The sequence below is a fragment of the Streptomyces sp. NPDC048419 genome, assembly GCF_043200415.1.
GTDB lineage: Bacteria > Actinomycetota > Actinomycetes > Streptomycetales > Streptomycetaceae > Streptomyces.
Window position 1 is genome coordinate 1 of sequence record NZ_JBICXT010000049.1, and the last position, 15,502, is coordinate 15,502.

Sequence of the window (15,502 nt, forward strand, 5' to 3'; positions counted from 1 at the left end):
CGTCGCCCATCAACTCGCCCGCCGCGGCTCCGGCACCGGCGTCGCCACCCTGTGCATCGGCGTCGGACAGGGCCTCGCCCTCGTCCTCGAACGCTAAGAAACCCGGGAAGCCCGAGGAAACCCCATGACTCTCACGCAACACGACATCGACCAGGAGATCGCGGCCGAACACGCCGCGTACGAGAAGCGGGTCGCCGACGGCGCCCCGGTCGAGCATCACCCGCGCCGCGACTACGCGCCGTACCGCTCCTCGCTCCTGCGCCACCCCCAGCAGCCGCCCGTCGCCATCGACGTCAGCAAGGATCCGGAGTTGGTGGAGCTGCACTCCCCCGCCTTCGGCGAGCGCGACATGACCGAGATCGACAACGACCTGACGCGGCACCACCGGGGCGAGCCGATCGGCGAGCGCATCACCGTCTCCGGCCGGCTCCTGGACCGCAACGGCCGTCCGGTCCGCGGCCAGCTCGTCGAGATCTGGCAGGCCAACTCGGCCGGGCGGTACGCCCATCAGCGCGAGCAGCACGACGCCCCGCTGGACCCGAACTTCACCGGAGTCGGCCGTACGATCACCGACGCCGACGGCGGCTACCGCTTCACCACCGTCCAGCCGGGCCCGTACCCCTGGCGCAACCACCTCAACGCCTGGCGTCCGGCGCACATCCACTTCTCGATGTTCGGCTCGGCGTTCACGCAGCGGCTGGTGACGCAGATGTACTTCCCCGCCGATCCGCTGTTCCCGTACGACCCGATCATCCAGTCCGTCACCGACGACGCGGCGCGCCAACGGCTGGTGGCGACGTACGACCACAGCCTGTCCGTACCGGAGTTCTCGATGGGCTACCACTGGGACATCGTGCTGGACGGCCCGAACGCCACCTGGCTCGAAGAAGGACGCTGACCTGCCATGACGAAGATCGACACGAGCCGGCCCGAGACCGTCCTGCCCACTCCTTCGCACACGGTGGGCCCCTTCTACGGGTACGCGCTGCCCTTCCCGGGCGGCGGTGACATCGCGCCGGTAGGGCACCCGGACACCATCACTCTCCAGGGATACGTGTACGACGGCGAGGGCAAGCCGCTGCCGGACGCCTTCGTGGAGTTGTGGGGCGCCGACCCCGACGGCAATGTGCCGGCCACGGACGGCTCGATCCGGCGCGACCCGGCGAGCGGCGGCTATCTGGGCCGCAACGGCGTGGAGTTCACCGGCTGGGGGCGCATCCAGACGGACGCCATCGGCCACTGGTACGCGCGGACGCTGCGGCCCGGCGCGCGCGGGCAGAGCGCGCCGTACATCAGCGTGTGCGTCTTCGCGCGCGGGCTGCTGATGCACCTGTTCACCCGGATCTACCTGCCGGGCGACAAGGTGGCGCTCGCCGCCGACCCACTGCTGTCCCGGCTGGACGAGGCGCGCCGTGACACGCTGATCGCGAAGGACGACGGCAAGGGCACCTACCGTTTCGACATCCGCCTTCAGGGCGAAGGCGAAACGGTCTTCCTGGAGTTCCAGTGACTTCTGTCGATCCCGACGACACCGGCCTGCTCGCCCCCGGGTGGGCAGGCTCGCCCGCCGCGTCGGCCACCGCCGACACGGCGTATCTGCAAGCCTTGTTGGACGCCGAGGCCGCTCTCACCCGGGCCCAGGCGGCCCTGGGTCTCGCCCCGGACGGGGCCGCGGCCGCGGTGACCGAGGCGGCCGACGCCGGCCGCTTCGACGTACGGTCCCTCGCGGAGCAGGCGCGCGGCGGCGGAAACCCGGTCATCCCCCTGGTCGCCGATCTGACGAAGGCGGTCGGCGCGGAGTACGGGCCCTACGTGCACCGGGGCGCGACCAGCCAGGACATCATGGACACGGCGACGATGCTGGTCGCCGTGCGCACCCTGGACCTGGTGCTCGCCGACCTCGGGCGCACCGAACGGGCGCTGGCCCGGCTGGCGGCCGAGCACCGCGACACCGCGATGCCGGGCCGTACGCTCACCCAGCACGCCGTACCGACGACGTTCGGGCTGAAGGCGGCCGGCTGGCGCTCGCTCGTCCTCGACGCGCGCGACCGGATCAAGACCGTACGGGACAGTCTGCCGGCCCAACTCGGGGGTGCGGCGGGCACCTTGGCGGCCTTCACCGCGTACGGCGCTCAGGACCCGCAGGCCCTGACGGCGGCCTTCGCCCGCGAACTCGGCCTGCGCGAGCCCCTTCTCCCCTGGCACACCCTGCGCACGCCGATCGCCGATCTCGCCGGCTGCCTGGCCTTCGCAGCCGGGGCGCTGGGCAAGCCGGCCGCGGACGTCCTGACGCTCGGCCGCACCGAGATCGCCGAGGTCGCGGAGGGCAGCGGCGGCGGCTCGTCGGCCATGCCGCACAAGGCCAACCCGGTCCGCTCCACGCTGATCTCGGCAGCGGCCCGGCGGGCCCCGCAGCTCGCGGCCATGCTGTACGGCGCGCAGGCCGCCGAGGACGAGCGCCCGGCCGGAGCCTGGCACGCCGAGTGGGAGCCCCTGCGGGATCTGCTGCGGCTGACCGGCGGAGCGGCCCGGGTCGCCGCCGACCTGGCCGAAGGGCTGCGGGTGAACGCGGACGCGATGCGCGAACACCTCGCTCTCACGCACGGGTTGATCGTCTCGGAGCGGCTGTCCGCCGAGCTGACTCCGGTGCTGGGCCGCGCCCGCGCCAAGGAGCTGCTCACGGACCTGGCCGGGCGGACGTACGCCGAGGGCCGCTCCCTGCGCGAACTCCTCGCCGAGGAACCCGATTTGAAGGATGTCGACCTCGACGACCTGACCGATCCCGCCCGCTACACGGGCTCCGCCGGAGTCCTCACCGACCGTGCACTGGAGCGACGTTGACCGAGAAACTCCTCAACCACCGTACCGAGGGGCCCACTTCCGCTCCCCCGCTGCTGCTCGGGCCCTCGCTCGGCACGTCGTACGCACTGTGGGACACGGTGGCGCCCGAGCTCTCCGTCACCCGTCGCGTGGTGCGCTGGGACCTGCCCGGGCACGGCGGGTCGGCCCCCGGGCTGATCGGTCCCGGCGCCACCGTCGGCGAGCTGGCCGACCTGGTGCTAGCGCTCGCCGACTCGCTCCGCATCGACCGGTTCGCCTACGCCGGTGTGTCGCTCGGCGGGGCCGTCGGGCTGCATCTCGCCCTGCACCACCCGGACCGCGTGACGTCCCTGGCCACGATCTGCTCGTCGGCGCACTTCAACGGGGCGAAGCCGTGGGAGGAGCGGGCCGAGCGCGTGCGGCGGGAGGGCCTGGACTTCCTGGTGGAGAGCGCCGACGCGCGCTGGTTCACCCCCGGCTTCACCGTGCCGCAGCTGGTGCGCGACCAGGCGGAGGCCGACCCCGAGGCCTACGCCGCCTGCTGCGACGCGCTGGCCGCCTTCGACCTGCGCGACCGGCTGGCTGAGATCTCCGTGCCCACGCTGCTGATCGCCGGACGCGAGGACAAGGCGACCCCGCCCCCGCACCTGAGGGAGATCGCGGACGCCGTCGCCGGTTCCACGCTCGTCGAGCTCCCCGGCGCCGGGCACCTGGCTCCGGCGCAGTGCCCCGAGGCCGTCCTGACCGCGCTGCGGGCCCACCTCGGCGGGGGCGCCGGGCGGGGCATGGAGGTACGGCGGGAGGTGCTCGGCGACACGCACGTGGACCGCGCGCAGGCCCGCCAGACGCCCTTCACCGCCCGCTTCCAGGACTTCATCTCGCGCTACGCCTGGGGTGAGATCTGGACCGACCCGACGCTCTCGCGCCGCGAGCGCAGCATGATCACACTGACGGCGCTCGTCGCGCACGGGCACTACGACGAGCTGGCCATGCACGTGCGGGCGGCCCGGCGCAACGGGCTCACGCCCGAGGAGATCGGCGCCGTACTGCTCCAGACGGCCGTGTACTGCGGGGTTCCGGCGGCGAACTCGGCGTTCGCGGCGGCCCAGCGGGTCCTGGCGGAGGAGGACGGCCAGGGAGGGTGACCCTGGTGGTCGTAGCCTCAGCAGCATCTCGCACATGTCTTCGCCGCGTGCCTACGGTGGAGGCATGTCCACCATTCTGATCACCGGCGCCACCTCCGGTCTCGGCCGCTACGTCGCCTTCGAGCTGGTGCGCGCCGGGCACGTCGTCCTCGCGCACGGCCGCGATCCGGGCCGTACGGAGCAGCTGGTCGCGGAGCTGCGCGCGGAGGGGGACGCGGAAGGTTTCGTCGCCGACCTGGCCTCGCTCCCACAGGTACGCGACCTGGGCGCGCACGTCGCCGGGGCCCACCCCGACCTGGACGTGCTGATCAACAACGCGGGCGTGGGAGCGGGCGCGCCCGGCGCGGCACGCGAGTTGAGCGCCGACGGCCACGAACTACGCCTGGCGGTCAACTACTTGGCCCCTGTCGTCTTGACGCGCACCCTCCTGCCGGTCCTGCGCGCGAACGCCCCCTCCCGCATCGTCAACGTCGGCTCGGTCGGCCAGGATCCCCTCGACTTCGACGACATCGAATACCGCCGCGCCTACGACGGCTTCACCGCCTACCGCCGCGCCAAGTTCGCCTTGGCGGCGCACACGTTCGCGCTGGCGGAGGAACTGTCGGACACGGGCGTCGCAGTGAACGTCCTGCACCCGGCCACCTTCATGGACACCGCCATGGTCCGCGAGGGCGGCGTCACCCCCTGGAACACGATCGCCGACGGCGCCCCAGGCGTCGTCACCCTGGCAACCGAGGACCACGGAACAGGCAACTACTTCGACGGCACCAGCCCGTCCCGAGCACACGAGTCGACCTACGACCCCGACCTACAAAAACGCCTGTCGACGGTCACGGACCAACTCCTGGCGCTGTAGAGCTCGCCCGGGCGGGAGCCGTGCCGGTCACGCTCATCGCCCCGGCGCGTACGGCGCGCTTCCTCGAGGGCGCCGAGCTTTCCTACGTCGTCGCCGTGCCCAAGTCCCAGCAGGTCCACGGTCCTCGCATCGACCACCTCATCGCCCAGGCCCCGCCCGAAGCCGGCAGCGCATGTCCGCCGGCCCCGGTGCCGAGGGCGAACGCCTCTATGACTGGGCCGCCGCCCGCCTGCCGTCAGTCTGGGAGTTCGACGGCGACGAACCCACCCGGCAGCGGTGGATGCTGGCCCGCCGCAGCATCAGCAGGCCGGACGAGATCGCCTACTACCTCGCCTGCGCCCCACTGGAGGCCACCGTCGCTGACCTGGTCCGTGTTGCCGGCTGCCGCTGGAAGATCGAGGAGTGCTTCCAAAGCGCGAAGAACGAGTGCGGCCTGGGCCACTACGAGGTCCGTCGCTACGTCGGTTGGTACCGGCACATCACGCTCGCCGTGCTCGCCCACATCTTCCTCGCGGCGATGGCTGTCCAAGGACACGAAAAGGGGGTGATCCGACCGACACACCCGACCTCATGGACCTCACCCCGGCGCAACTCCGCCGTCTGTTGGCAGTTGGACCCCGCCGCCGTCCTGCACCACGCGCACACGCGGTGAACTCGTCGAGATAGCGCCGCCTACACCAAGCACGAGCCATGCGGCATGGGCACACGTTCGCGGGACGGTCCGCCAAGACCGTCCCGCACTCATCGCCAGCTCGCTACACTCCACACACTCAAGCCGTTGACCAGCGGTAATGGAGAAGTCCGGCTGGAGTATTAGTTAGGAGATCCTAAAGATTTCGGTGCCCTCTTCTGGGGTGTGCACTACATCGATGCCAAGCGCAGTGAGTGGCATCGAACGGGGAAGTGCCGTTCCCAGGATTTCGGTGATGGGCCTGGTTGTGGCCCCTTCATGGGCCGTGATGAGTGTAGTGGGGGCGACGAATCTCACTTGGCCGTGACGGCCGATGAACACGTAAGTGGATCCGAAGGGAGTAAACCACGCGCCGGCATGTGCCGCGTCGGAGGGAGTAATTGTGTATCCGCCGCCCCGCTCGTCTTGATAGGGGATCTGGCCTGCCCAGGCAGCGGTCGATTCTGCCCCTGCCGCGACGTTGTGAAGGATCATGCGCGCGGCCGTGGGAGTACCATCAGAGTGAAGTATTTCTGCTGACCCATTAAAGAGGATGGTTTGTCCCCCCTCGCCGGTGTATTCTATTCTGGCGTTGTTGAAAGTGGTGCTTTGCTCGCGTTTGTGGATGTCGTCGAGTTGTGTGAATTTCCACCGATATCCGCGGCCGAAAGTGAGTCCTTCGAAGGTCTGTCTGTCGACTTCCTGGGAGGAGGGAGTCTTCTCCTCGGCGGTGCCCTCTGGGGTCTGGCGCTGTGTTCCCTCTTTTTGCTGTGGTGGAGTGCCTGATGTCTGTTGCGCCTGAAGGGCCGTTGGGTCCGTTTCCCGAGTCTGGATTTTCTGCTCGGTTTTCGGCAAGGCCTTGTCGTACCACTCTTTAAAGAATGGTACGGTGAGCAGGATATTTTGCCTCCACTTAGGCATGTCTGCGAAGAGGGTCAGAGCTCTTGAAGGGTCGTCTGACTCGCCTGCCTCTTTCAGGAGTTCGGCCATCCGCACGTAACCCGCTTCGGTGTCCGTGTATTTACGGCCCTGTCCGCCCGAACCGAAACAAGTGCCGAGGTAGAGGTCTTTAACACCACTGTGTAGCCCGAGGATACCGGCGCAGCTATGGAATGGGAGTTCACAGTTTCCGTCACAGAGCTGGGTAGGTTCGCCAACCCACCACACGTCCCCAGATACCCCCTCCATGCTGCTCGCCTTCTCGATCGTTACTCCCATAGCGCTGGCCCAGCCTTGAACTTCTACTTCCTGTTCGTAGGTATTATCGGGAGTGAACGTCATGTTGGGTATGACGGCGCCTTGAGGGAAGCTGGCTTTTGGAGGGTAAAGCCTCGGGTTCGTGCAGGCAACTACAGCGTCAAGCGACGAAAGTACCTGCCCCGGTTCCGCGTAGCTATGGAGCGTCATACCTAGCGGCACGAACGTTTTTTCGCCTGAATCGTCTCCGTGCCCCATAATTGCCATTATGGGAATTGCAAAACTCCGAACGGCGATCTCTTGCTCGCTGTTCAAAACCATCTCGTTGCATGTGGCGCAACTCGTGGCAGCCTCTCTCTTTCGCACGCTTTCCGTGCAGCCCCCACCATGCAGCAAGTGAAGGGTAGTGCCGTCGCCGTCGCTATCACTGTCATGTCGCATGATGGAAACTGTGGATGCGGCGCTGAGATCTTTTCCGCACAATAGGCATGTATACGCGGTGGCTCGCTCGCGGAAATCCTTTGCGCTATCTTCCGATTCGGAACGAATGACTCCGCTGCGCGCCTTTTCCAGCTCTGCTTTTATTTTCTTTTCCTCGACGCTTCTTTGCAAATGTTCCACGTACAAAGGTTCTGGTGGAGGAACAACCGTTTCGCGTCCGTGTTTACTTATGACGGCTGCCCATTCGCTGCGCAGTATTGCCAGTCGTTCCCTGTCAACTACTACCTTTTCAAGCTCTGCACGGAAATCCCTCTCCACGAGCAACTTGATCGTTCCCGATGGGATCGATTTGGGATAGGGGCTTCTCGTCGCGGGGGGCGAGCCCACCCTGGCCCCGCTCTCGGTCAGGTGAAAGCTGTCACCCGATTTCTTCTCTTCCAGCGTCGGTGAGTCACTACGTGAGTCGAATTTCGCAGTGTCTGCCTGGTCGATTTTTGGTGTCGTGGGTATGTCTGTGTCGTCATGGTCTTCGGGGGTGGCCATAATTTTGTGCCTTTCGGGCTTCCGGTCTTGTGTGGCCGGGAGGTGTCTGATCGCAGGTCTCTTGATCTGGGCGTGACCTTCCGTATCGCAGCCCGTCGGGCGTCGCGCCTACTATGTACCCCTGTATCACCATTGTCTCACTTGGGTGGCATGGTGAAAAGCATCGCGGTACACCGTTGTGTGTCCTCGGCGGGTTCGAGCTCGAGCTGTCCCTTGAAGTTTGGTGTTGGCCTGCAGGCTGAAGCCTTCCTCCCGCAGCAGGCCGGCCACCGTGACAGCGGATACCCGGTGGCCCTGCCGGGTCAGCTCCACCGCCGTTTTCCGGGTCGAATTCGTCGTCCACCGAAGGGCGACATAAGGTCGCCCCGCTCGTCCGGCTCGACCATCGCCAACAGCCCTGACAGCGGCCCCGGGTCCAGCTCGGTCGCCTTCTTCCGTCCTCCGCCAGGACGGCGAGCCTGCCCCAACGGGGCCTTGCCGACTCCCATGCGGCGACCCCACGCGAGGCCGTGCCCTCCCGGACCCCGGCCGTAGCAGCGACGAGCCTGATCCCGCCACCCCAGCGACGGAGCCTCCGCCCCTATGGCCGGCCTCCGCTGACGCTCGTCCAGGTGCGGCAACAACGCCTGGAACTTCGCAGCCAGGGCCGCCTCGACTCCCTCCGGTCTCCCCATACCACGACGACGATCCCCCAAGCGGAAGCCCTTGTTTCCCGGCAAGCCCTAACGTTGTTGGTTTGTCGATTCTGGTCGGCCAGGCGATTTCGGACCTGGAGGTGCCCAGGCCCATTCAGCACTTTAGCTAGCCGAGTCGAGCCAATCGATGTTGTTGACCTTCATGAAGTGTCGCGCCCATTTAACAGCGTCAGCGCCTGAAGCAGCTTTCCCGCCCGGTATGAAGCGGGCCGTTACACCCCTGTGGTCGCGATCCGGCGTCACCAGGGCCCAGCCGACTCCCCGCTTGCCGTAGACCACGGCGTGTCTGTCGCCCGGGCTCACGAACAGCGCTTTTCCAGCGTCGATGACCTCAATTTTCACGCTCATGCCCACCACAGCACCACGCACAAGCATTGATCGCATCACCATGGGTGGAGATAACGTCTTGACCGCTCCGCCCACGGCTCTCCCCAGATGTGCCCTACCTCCAGTCGTCCGACCATCCGTCTCGGATCAGGAACTTGTCGGAGGGCAGTGCAAGGTCGCTGAGCGTTTCGGCGCCTGCCACTGAGAGGGCTCGGACATACTCGACATCTCCTGCCAGTAATGTCTCCTTCCTACCCGTCTCGTCCTCTGCCAGCAGGAGGCCGTAGCCGTCCGGAGATAGCGGGGAGGCCTGCTTTTCGGCAGAAGCGACAGCAACGGCCCTTACCGCCGATATCGGCAGGAGTCGCGAACGCGAATTCTCGTAGGGCAAGCATGTGTGAACCGCTCGAAGGTGAGCCGCCCCGGCGATGGCCAGCAGCCCCTCGGCAAGATCTTCCGGGTTCATGTTGATATGGATGTCGTCCACCACCTGTGGACAATCAGCCATGTCGGCGATCAGCAGAACCCAGGCGTGAACACCGTCCAGATCGAGTGTAGGTGTAAACTTTGCTCACTGGCGTATCGAGTCAACCCCGCGACATGGCCGAGGATATTAGCGCACTACGGCCGCCCAGTTACCTGCTCCTTCACTGGTAAGCGCAGCGCTTACCCGTCCCATAGTGCGCGAATGCCTGACGTGGCGCTTGGGACGGGATTGTTCGGCTACGCTGCCGGAAACGGAGCAAATACCGGCGCGGAGGCCCGAAGCGGTCTCAACAGCGTCCACACATGACATCGCGATAGTCACGGTGGGTAAACTGAACCGCCCCGCGATCGGTGGCGGCCGGACTGTCCCGAGTTGGGTGGAGCCGAGTTGCCTGGTTTCAGGCTACTGGCGGGTGCGGACTGATCACCGCGGTCATTGAACCTCTTCAGCGTTGCCGCTCCAGGGTGAGAGTGGCTTTAGCGATTGACGTCATGCGGTTGGACTGCAGCGGGACCTGCGGAAGATCCGCCATGACTTCAGGCAGGCCACGCCGCGCTCGACCGGTGCCCGTGCCGCGGCCAGAGCCCGGCTGACGGTCTTCTCGGTAGGGGTGAGTTCCCGCAGGGGCCTGCGTTTGATGCCCGTGGTCAACCAGGGGCCACCGCCCTGGTAGAGGCGAGATCCGGTGGTGCGGGCGGCGGTCAGGTCGTGGGAGCGGCCCGGCAGCGCGGGCGAGAGCCACAGCAGCCGGCCGTCGGATCGGTGACTACCTGAATACGTAGTTCTCATCGATCAGCTCATACGCGACGTAAGGGAAACGTTTACGCGTCAGTGGATCTGTGCCCCGTATTCAGGATGATGACTGTGGGCCTCGTAATCGTCCTCAGGATTTAGGTTCGGGAACGACGTCCTCTCCTTTCGTTTCCGAACCCGCCGGACAGCCTTTTCAAATTCTAATTCGGTCAGGACCTCTCGCGCCCAGGCCTCAACATCTTCAAAGCGGGCATTTCCGGAATCTGGAATAGGGCGGGTTTCCACGCGCTCCTTATCCGGGTCGGGCCAAGCAAGCAACCAACCGGACTCGTTGTAGATAAGAACGGCAAACTTATCGGTACTTGCCAGATACTGATCTGGGCCAAGCTGTCTGATATCCATGATCCCTCCTCTCTCTCCTCACCCCAGTCGACCACATGGCAGTCATCGCTGCAGCGTGAGGTGGCAGTCCACGGGCACGGGGCACCGGAGCACATCCGGCAAGCGCTCACACCACTCGACTGACGACTCGAGGATGGCTGCGTCGTCGACACCGCTCGGGCCTGAAGCAAGCCTCTTACATCCTGTAGAGCCACAGGTCAGCAGGGTGCGGATGGCTTGGACGATGCGGCTGATGCGGTGGGTGGAGCAGCGCACCCTGCGTGTGATGAACCAGGACTTGAGACGGGCGAAGGCGCGTTCGGGCTCGTAGTCGGGCGTGGTCGCGGTTGAACTGCTGGTAGTGCTCGGGCTGTTCGCTGTGGTGGTGGCAAGGGGTGCGGGATGTGGCGCTGGCCCCTTGGTGGGCGAGGTCCGCTAGGACGAGGATCTGCCGCAGGCAGGCTTGGATGATGCCGTGCGCACGGGCGGAAGTCAGGTCGTGGTTACGGCCGGGCGTCGCTCGGCGAGTAGTACGGCTGGTCGACACGGACGCGGTCGGTAGGACTGCAGTCGTGCGACGCCGCGCTCGACCGGCGCCCGTGCTGCGGACAGCGCGTGGTTGATGTCTTGCTGGGGCGGCGTGAGGTCTCGGTTCGGTAGGCGCCTGAGGGTGTCGTCAGCCGGGGGCCGGCTCCCATGTGCGCACGGTCGTCGAGGATCAGGATGCCCGGCGTTCGCAGATCCGGATGATGCGGTGGGTGAGGGGTGCGCTCTTACCCGAGGCCAGGGGGTGTTGACGGTGCGTGGGTGATCGAGGCCAAGTCCGCCAGCACGGACGACCTCGGCGCGGCCGTGAACCAGGCCGTCAAGCAGGGCGCCAAGTACGTCTCCAACAGCTACGGCGGCGGCGAGGAGGCGGCCGACACCTCCGCGGACGACAAGTACTTCAAGCACCCCGGCGTCGCCATCACCGTCAGCTCCGGCGACAGCGGCTACGGCACCGAGAACCCGGCGGCCTCCCGGTACGTCACCGCCGTCGGAGGCACCTCGCTCAAGAAGGACAGCAGCACCCGCGGCTGCTCCGAGTCCGTCTGGGGCACCTCCGTCAGCAGTGAAGGGGCGGGCTCGGGCTGCTCGCAGTTCGACGCCAAGCCGTCCTGGCAGAAGGACACCGCCTGCACCAAGCGCGCCGTCGCCGACCCTGCCACCGGACTCGCCGTCTACGACACCTACCAGGCCAGCGGCTGGAACGAGTACGGCGGCACCAGCGCCTCCTCACCCTTCATAGCCGGCGTCTACGCCTTCGCGGGCACTCCCGGCGCGAATGACGTCCCGGCCGCGTACCCCTGCGCCCACCCGGACAAGCTGAACGACGTCACCGACGGCGCCAACGGGTCCTGCAGCGACTACCAGCGCAAGGCGGGCAAGGGCTACGACGGCCCGACGGGCCTTGGCGCCCCGAACGGCATCGCGGCCTTCACCAAGTAGACCCGGTCACGAAAGCAAACCGCTCAGGGCCGCGGAACGGCTCTCTCGTCGGCCATCAGTGGTCTGAGTCCGCAGTGGACCTCAGGGGCCGCCGCCGGGCCGCCCCGCCCCCGCTCACTTCGCCCCGCCGGCCATCCGACGGGGCGAAGTGCTGCGCGGCAACGAGTCTCGACATTCATCCCATCCCCCGGGGCGGTACCGACGGCCGCGTCCGGATGTACGGCGTGCCCTCCCGGACCACCAGGAGCCTTTTCCCGGCAGTGCACGGGGACAGCGGGATCGAACCCGTCCAGAAGCGATGGCGATCAGGACGGCGGGGTCGGTCTATCCGGGGCTACTGTGAAATCCTGGCATACCATCAGGAAAGGATCGTTCTGTGACCTCTCGACTCAACCCGTACATCAGCTTCGCCGGTGACGCCAAGCAAGCCATGGAGTTCTACAAGGACGTCTTCGGCGGCACCCTGACGGTCCACACCTTCGGCGAGTTCGGCTCTGAGGCGCCGCCTGGGTACACCGACAAGATCATGCACGGCCAGCTGGAGACCCCGGGCGGCTTCACGCTCATGGGTGCCGACAATCCTCCCGGCATGGAGCGCAAGCCCGGCAACAACTTCGCCGTGAGCCTGAGCGGCGACGACGCCGATGAGCTGCGCGGCTACTGGGAGAAGCTGTCCGCCGGGGGTAATGTGTCGGTCCCGCTGGAGAAGCAGACGTGGGGCGACGTGTTCGGTATGTGTACGGACAAGTTCGAGATCGGCTGGATGGTCAACATCACTGAGGACGGGGCCTGACGCTGCCTGGCATCGTCCTCAGGGGCCCTGCCACCGGTGCCGGGCCCCTGGGCGGCCCGGGCTCAGTGGCAGCCGTCGTCGGACGACGGCTGCCCTACGGAAGAAGATGCCCGGCCACGATGGGGCGTTTGGCCAAATGTATTGGCCGGGCGCCCCATCGTGTCTACAGGCGCACCCAGGTACCGACAGGCCGCAAGATCCCGTGAGTGCGAAGACGTCCGCGCGGGCACTGGACCGGTCGGGCCAGCGTCGACTTCCGATCTCCTCTTTCAGCAGAGCGAAGAACGATTCGGTGACGGCGTTGTCGAAGCATGAGCCTGTGCGGCCCATGCTCTGCCGAAGTCCCAACCGGCGTATTTCACACCGGAGTTCGTCGGAGGTGTATTCACTTCCGCGGTCCGAGTGCGTAATGTATCCGGGCTTCAGCTGCCCGCGTCCGGCGGCCATCTTCAGCGCATCCACGACCAGGCCGGCGCGGTGATGCTCGGCCATCGAGTAGCCGACGATCTCGCGGGTCGCGAGGTCCAGCCAGGTCGCCAGATACAGCCAGCCCTCATCGGTGGGTATGTAGGTGATGTCGCCGACCAGCTTCATCCCTGGCGCACCCGCGGTGAAGTCACGGCCGATCAGGTCCGGGGCGGGCACCGCCCTTTTGGCTGGGCGGGTCAGGCCCTTGCGCCGGCGCCGGGTGACACCGCTGATGCCGCGTTAGCGCATGACGCGCTCGATCCGTTTACGGTTTACGCGGTGTCCGAGCCGGCGCAGCCCGGCGTGGATGCGCGGCACCCCGTAGGCGGCTTTGGAGGCGACGTGCAGCACGGTGATCTCGTGGGCCAGGGCGTCATCGGCGGCCTTCCTCGCCGAGCGCGCCTTCTCGCCGGCCAGCCACGCCTAGAAAGAGGAGCGGGCCACCTTCAGCAGCCGGCACAACAGAGCAACGTTGTGGGTGGCCTTCTCCGCCTCGATGAACGCGTATACCTCGCTCATCGATCGCTCTCCTTCGCGAAGAAGACCGCCGCTTTTCGCAGCACCTCGATCGCCTCTGCCTGCTCGGCGGCCAGCCTCCGCAGTCGGCGCAGTTCTTCGCGCTCGGCCGTCGTCAGCTCTCCCGGCGCCCCTGCCCACGGTCGATCGTGTCCTGCTTGACCCAGTTCCGCAGTCCCTCGGCACTGACCCCGATCTGACGGGCCACCTCGGTGACGGTCTTCCCGGAGGAGCGCACGAGCGCGACCGCGTCCCGTTTGAACTCCTCCGTGTACCGCCTACTGCGGTTGCTCTTGCTTCCCACCTGGCACTACTTCCTCTGGAACCTCATGTCCCAGTCTCCAGGTCTCCACGATCAAGGGGAAGGTTCACGAAGCGCCAGCGCCGAAAGGCGTGGAGTAGGTTGCGCTACTAGCTTGTCCCGTATGAGCCGCTGTGGGGCCGAATTTATGTGTCTGACGGTCGACGTACTCATTCCGCGGCCACCCCAAAAAGTCCCTGCCATGGCTGCCAAGGGTCGCTGACGATGACGATCCTCCTCTGCAATTACCAGCGGTGGCCCGAAAGGGAAACGAAAAGGTTGGGGATTACAGACCGAGATCCTTAGCTCATCGGGAGAAGACCCTTACGGCGCGCACGAGGTCGGCCTTCGAACGCTTGGAGCGGCCGTCCGACGCACCCCTCTGGACTGCTGGGCGGCACCCGCGAGTTCGTGGTCTGGCTCGCCCGGCGCGGGCAGTGGCTGCCGTACTCGGTCGGTGTGACCATCACCGACGCCATCCACACCGCCGTCCTGAAAGCCCCTGGCGAGCGCGCAGACGCCGACCGTCGAGCCGGACGGCGAGGTCCGCGACGGCGCCTGAGCCGCCGAACTTTACCGGCGACTGCCTCAAGGGCTGGCCGAAGAGGATGCGGCTCATCGTCGGCAAGGAGCGCCCGCAACCCGGCGCTCATCTGCGCTTCACCGGTGCCGACGGCATGCTGAACGATCAGTCTTTCGACCGATAGGGACATCCCGGGGCGCGTGACCGCGTAAGGGCGCCGCGCGTGCGCCCCCCACGCACCCGGATGGCCGGATCTTCGCGCCCCATGGCGATGCAGGACACGAACAATAGGGCTCGTGTTTCCTCGTGTGGAAGGCGCGAACGGCCAAGTGAAAGGACGGGCAGTGATCCGGGTTCTACTGGTGCATGACGCATGTCTGGTCAGATCGGCCCTGGCGCGCTGGCTGCGCGACGAAGCAGACCTCAGGGTGTACGACGCCCCCTGGCACGGCGCACCCAGCCGTCTGCGCACCGTGCACCCGGACATTTGCGCCGCTGACCTCGACTGCTCAGACGCCTACGGCATCCCGCCGCTGCGTGACCTGTGCACCCATGAAGCGGACCGGACCCCGCCACGGCTCCTCGTGCTCGCCAGCGCACACCGGCCGGGCCTGCTGAAACGGGCTGCCGAGGCCGGGGCGCTCGGCTATGTGAACAAGGAAGGCTCACCCGAGAACCTCCTGCGCGCCATCCGCCGGGTCGCCAAGGGAAAACGTTTCGTCGACGACACGCTCGGCTACAGCTTCCTCAAGGCCGCCGAAATGCCGCTGACGGAGCGCGAACTTAGCGTGTTATCCCTCGCCGCCGACGGCGCCTCCGTAGCGGAGATCGCCGGAAGCCTCCACCTGTCCCACGGGACCATACGCAATTACATGGCCGCAATCACCCGCAAGACCGGCGCCCGCAACCGCATCGACGCCATCCGAATTTCCCAGGGCGAAGGCTGGCTTTGAAGGCTCCCCCTGGGGATGCTCCGTCCTCCGGGACGTCGGCGACACCGCACCCGCCACGCCCGCCAGACAACCTCTAACCTGGGACTTCGAGGGAGTCCAACCTACGATGTAGCTGCGGCTGTTGAGGTTTTGAGTCGTGCTGGGC

General features: G+C 66.6%; 16 protein-coding genes and 5 pseudogenes. 11 read left to right on the forward strand and 10 right to left on the reverse strand.

All coding sequences use genetic code 11. The features are described from left to right. The 7 genes and pseudogenes from ACGFYN_RS44865 to ACGFYN_RS44895 form a co-directional block, all read left to right on the forward strand. A pseudogene (locus ACGFYN_RS44865) lies at positions 1 to 97 on the forward strand (acetyl-CoA acetyltransferase); the annotation flags it as partial. 27 nt (positions 98 to 124) lie between these two features. Further along, positions 125 to 898: a protocatechuate 3,4-dioxygenase subunit beta gene (pcaH, locus tag ACGFYN_RS44870; protein ID WP_393871774.1), complete on the forward strand. Its 774-nt coding sequence runs from the start codon at positions 125 to 127 to the stop codon at positions 896 to 898. A 6-nt stretch (positions 899 to 904) separates the two neighbouring features. Continuing rightward, the gene (gene pcaG / locus ACGFYN_RS44875; RefSeq protein WP_393871775.1) at positions 905 to 1,510 is read left to right on the forward strand and encodes a protocatechuate 3,4-dioxygenase subunit alpha; all 606 of its coding nucleotides are present in this window, start codon (positions 905 to 907) and stop codon (positions 1,508 to 1,510) included. Further along, on the forward strand, positions 1,507 to 2,841 hold the full coding sequence (pcaB, locus tag ACGFYN_RS44880) for a 3-carboxy-cis,cis-muconate cycloisomerase (protein WP_393871776.1): 1,335 nt from the start codon (positions 1,507 to 1,509) through the stop codon (positions 2,839 to 2,841). The genes pcaG and pcaB overlap by 4 nt, the downstream gene beginning before the upstream one ends. Continuing rightward, positions 2,838 to 3,965 carry a 3-oxoadipate enol-lactonase gene (gene pcaD / locus ACGFYN_RS44885; protein WP_393871777.1) on the forward strand — a complete coding sequence of 376 codons (1,128 nt, stop codon included), beginning with the start codon at positions 2,838 to 2,840 and terminating at the stop codon, positions 3,963 to 3,965. The genes pcaB and pcaD overlap by 4 nt, the downstream gene beginning before the upstream one ends. A 64-nt stretch (positions 3,966 to 4,029) precedes the next feature. Next, positions 4,030 to 4,821, forward strand: a complete 792-nt coding sequence (locus ACGFYN_RS44890) for an SDR family NAD(P)-dependent oxidoreductase (protein ID WP_393871778.1) — start codon at positions 4,030 to 4,032, stop codon at positions 4,819 to 4,821. 172 nt (positions 4,822 to 4,993) lie between these two features. Then, positions 4,994 to 5,473 (forward strand): hypothetical protein, encoded by a 480-nt coding sequence (locus ACGFYN_RS44895; RefSeq protein ID WP_393871779.1) that lies wholly within the window; start codon positions 4,994 to 4,996, stop codon positions 5,471 to 5,473. 165 nt (positions 5,474 to 5,638) lie between these two features. On the opposite strand, the gene ACGFYN_RS44900 is transcribed toward ACGFYN_RS44895, so the two are convergent. The 7 genes and pseudogenes from ACGFYN_RS44900 to ACGFYN_RS44930 form a co-directional block, all read right to left on the reverse strand. Further along, positions 5,639 to 7,672, reverse strand: a complete 2,034-nt coding sequence (locus ACGFYN_RS44900) for a putative adhesin (RefSeq protein WP_393871780.1) — start codon at positions 7,670 to 7,672, stop codon at positions 5,639 to 5,641. A 219-nt stretch (positions 7,673 to 7,891) separates the two neighbouring features. Continuing rightward, positions 7,892 to 8,346: pseudogene (locus ACGFYN_RS44905) on the reverse strand (ISAzo13 family transposase); the annotation flags it as partial. Positions 8,347 to 8,469: 123 nt separating this feature from the next. Continuing rightward, positions 8,470 to 8,790 carry a hypothetical protein gene (locus ACGFYN_RS44910; protein ID WP_393871781.1) on the reverse strand — a complete coding sequence of 107 codons (321 nt, stop codon included), beginning with the start codon at positions 8,788 to 8,790 and terminating at the stop codon, positions 8,470 to 8,472. A 19-nt stretch (positions 8,791 to 8,809) separates the two neighbouring features. Further along, positions 8,810 to 9,184 carry a hypothetical protein gene (locus ACGFYN_RS44915; RefSeq protein ID WP_393871782.1) on the reverse strand — a complete coding sequence of 125 codons (375 nt, stop codon included), beginning with the start codon at positions 9,182 to 9,184 and terminating at the stop codon, positions 8,810 to 8,812. Positions 9,185 to 9,626: 442 nt separating this feature from the next. Further along, positions 9,627 to 9,963 (reverse strand): annotated as a pseudogene (locus ACGFYN_RS44920) (transposase family protein); the annotation flags it as partial. A gap of 46 nt (positions 9,964 to 10,009) precedes the next feature. Further along, positions 10,010 to 10,336 (reverse strand): hypothetical protein, encoded by a 327-nt coding sequence (locus ACGFYN_RS44925; RefSeq protein ID WP_393871783.1) that lies wholly within the window; start codon positions 10,334 to 10,336, stop codon positions 10,010 to 10,012. 180 nt (positions 10,337 to 10,516) lie between these two features. Further along, positions 10,517 to 10,838: pseudogene (locus ACGFYN_RS44930) on the reverse strand (transposase family protein); the annotation flags it as partial. Between the two features lie 284 nt (positions 10,839 to 11,122). Between ACGFYN_RS44930 and ACGFYN_RS44935 the strand changes: the two are divergent. After that, positions 11,123 to 11,803 carry a S8 family serine peptidase gene (locus tag ACGFYN_RS44935; protein ID WP_393871784.1) on the forward strand — a complete coding sequence of 227 codons (681 nt, stop codon included), beginning with the start codon at positions 11,123 to 11,125 and terminating at the stop codon, positions 11,801 to 11,803. Positions 11,804 to 12,179: 376 nt separating this feature from the next. Continuing rightward, positions 12,180 to 12,596, forward strand: coding sequence for a VOC family protein (locus tag ACGFYN_RS44940; RefSeq protein WP_393871785.1), 417 nt, complete (start codon positions 12,180 to 12,182; stop codon positions 12,594 to 12,596). 18 nt (positions 12,597 to 12,614) lie between these two features. Here ACGFYN_RS44940 and ACGFYN_RS44945 read toward each other — a convergent pair whose 3' ends face one another. The 3 genes from ACGFYN_RS44945 to ACGFYN_RS44955 form a co-directional block, all read right to left on the reverse strand. Next, a complete protein-coding gene (locus tag ACGFYN_RS44945; protein ID WP_393871797.1) occupies positions 12,615 to 13,298 on the reverse strand; it encodes an IS3 family transposase in 684 nt (227 codons plus the stop codon). A 6-nt stretch (positions 13,299 to 13,304) separates the two neighbouring features. Then, positions 13,305 to 13,481 (reverse strand): IS3 family transposase, encoded by a 177-nt coding sequence (locus ACGFYN_RS44950; RefSeq protein WP_393871798.1) that lies wholly within the window; start codon positions 13,479 to 13,481, stop codon positions 13,305 to 13,307. A gap of 214 nt (positions 13,482 to 13,695) precedes the next feature. Further along, positions 13,696 to 13,884: a transposase gene (locus ACGFYN_RS44955; RefSeq protein WP_393871786.1), complete on the reverse strand. Its 189-nt coding sequence runs from the start codon at positions 13,882 to 13,884 to the stop codon at positions 13,696 to 13,698. A gap of 390 nt (positions 13,885 to 14,274) precedes the next feature. Here ACGFYN_RS44955 and ACGFYN_RS44960 point away from each other — a divergent pair. Further along, a pseudogene (locus ACGFYN_RS44960) lies at positions 14,275 to 14,561 on the forward strand (IS1380 family transposase); the annotation flags it as partial. A 187-nt stretch (positions 14,562 to 14,748) separates the two neighbouring features. After that, positions 14,749 to 15,357, forward strand: a complete 609-nt coding sequence (locus ACGFYN_RS44965; RefSeq protein ID WP_393871799.1) for a LuxR C-terminal-related transcriptional regulator — start codon at positions 14,749 to 14,751, stop codon at positions 15,355 to 15,357. Positions 15,358 to 15,502 lie beyond the last annotated feature (145 nt).

Bases quoted from the DNA above. Each gene is read 5' to 3' on its own strand.
- pcaH (WP_393871774.1), top strand. From the start codon at position 125: ATGACTCTCACGCAACACGACATCGACCAGGAGATCGCGGCCGAACAC.
- pcaG (WP_393871775.1), top strand. From the start codon at position 905: ATGACGAAGATCGACACGAGCCGGCCCGAGACCGTCCTGCCCACTCCT.
- ACGFYN_RS44890 (WP_393871778.1), top strand. From the start codon at position 4,030: ATGTCCACCATTCTGATCACCGGCGCCACCTCCGGTCTCGGCCGCTAC.
- ACGFYN_RS44895 (WP_393871779.1), top strand. From the start codon at position 4,994: ATGTCCGCCGGCCCCGGTGCCGAGGGCGAACGCCTCTATGACTGGGCC.
- ACGFYN_RS44900 (WP_393871780.1), bottom strand. From the start codon at position 7,672: ATGGCCACCCCCGAAGACCATGACGACACAGACATACCCACGACACCA.
- ACGFYN_RS44925 (WP_393871783.1), bottom strand. From the start codon at position 10,336: ATGGATATCAGACAGCTTGGCCCAGATCAGTATCTGGCAAGTACCGAT.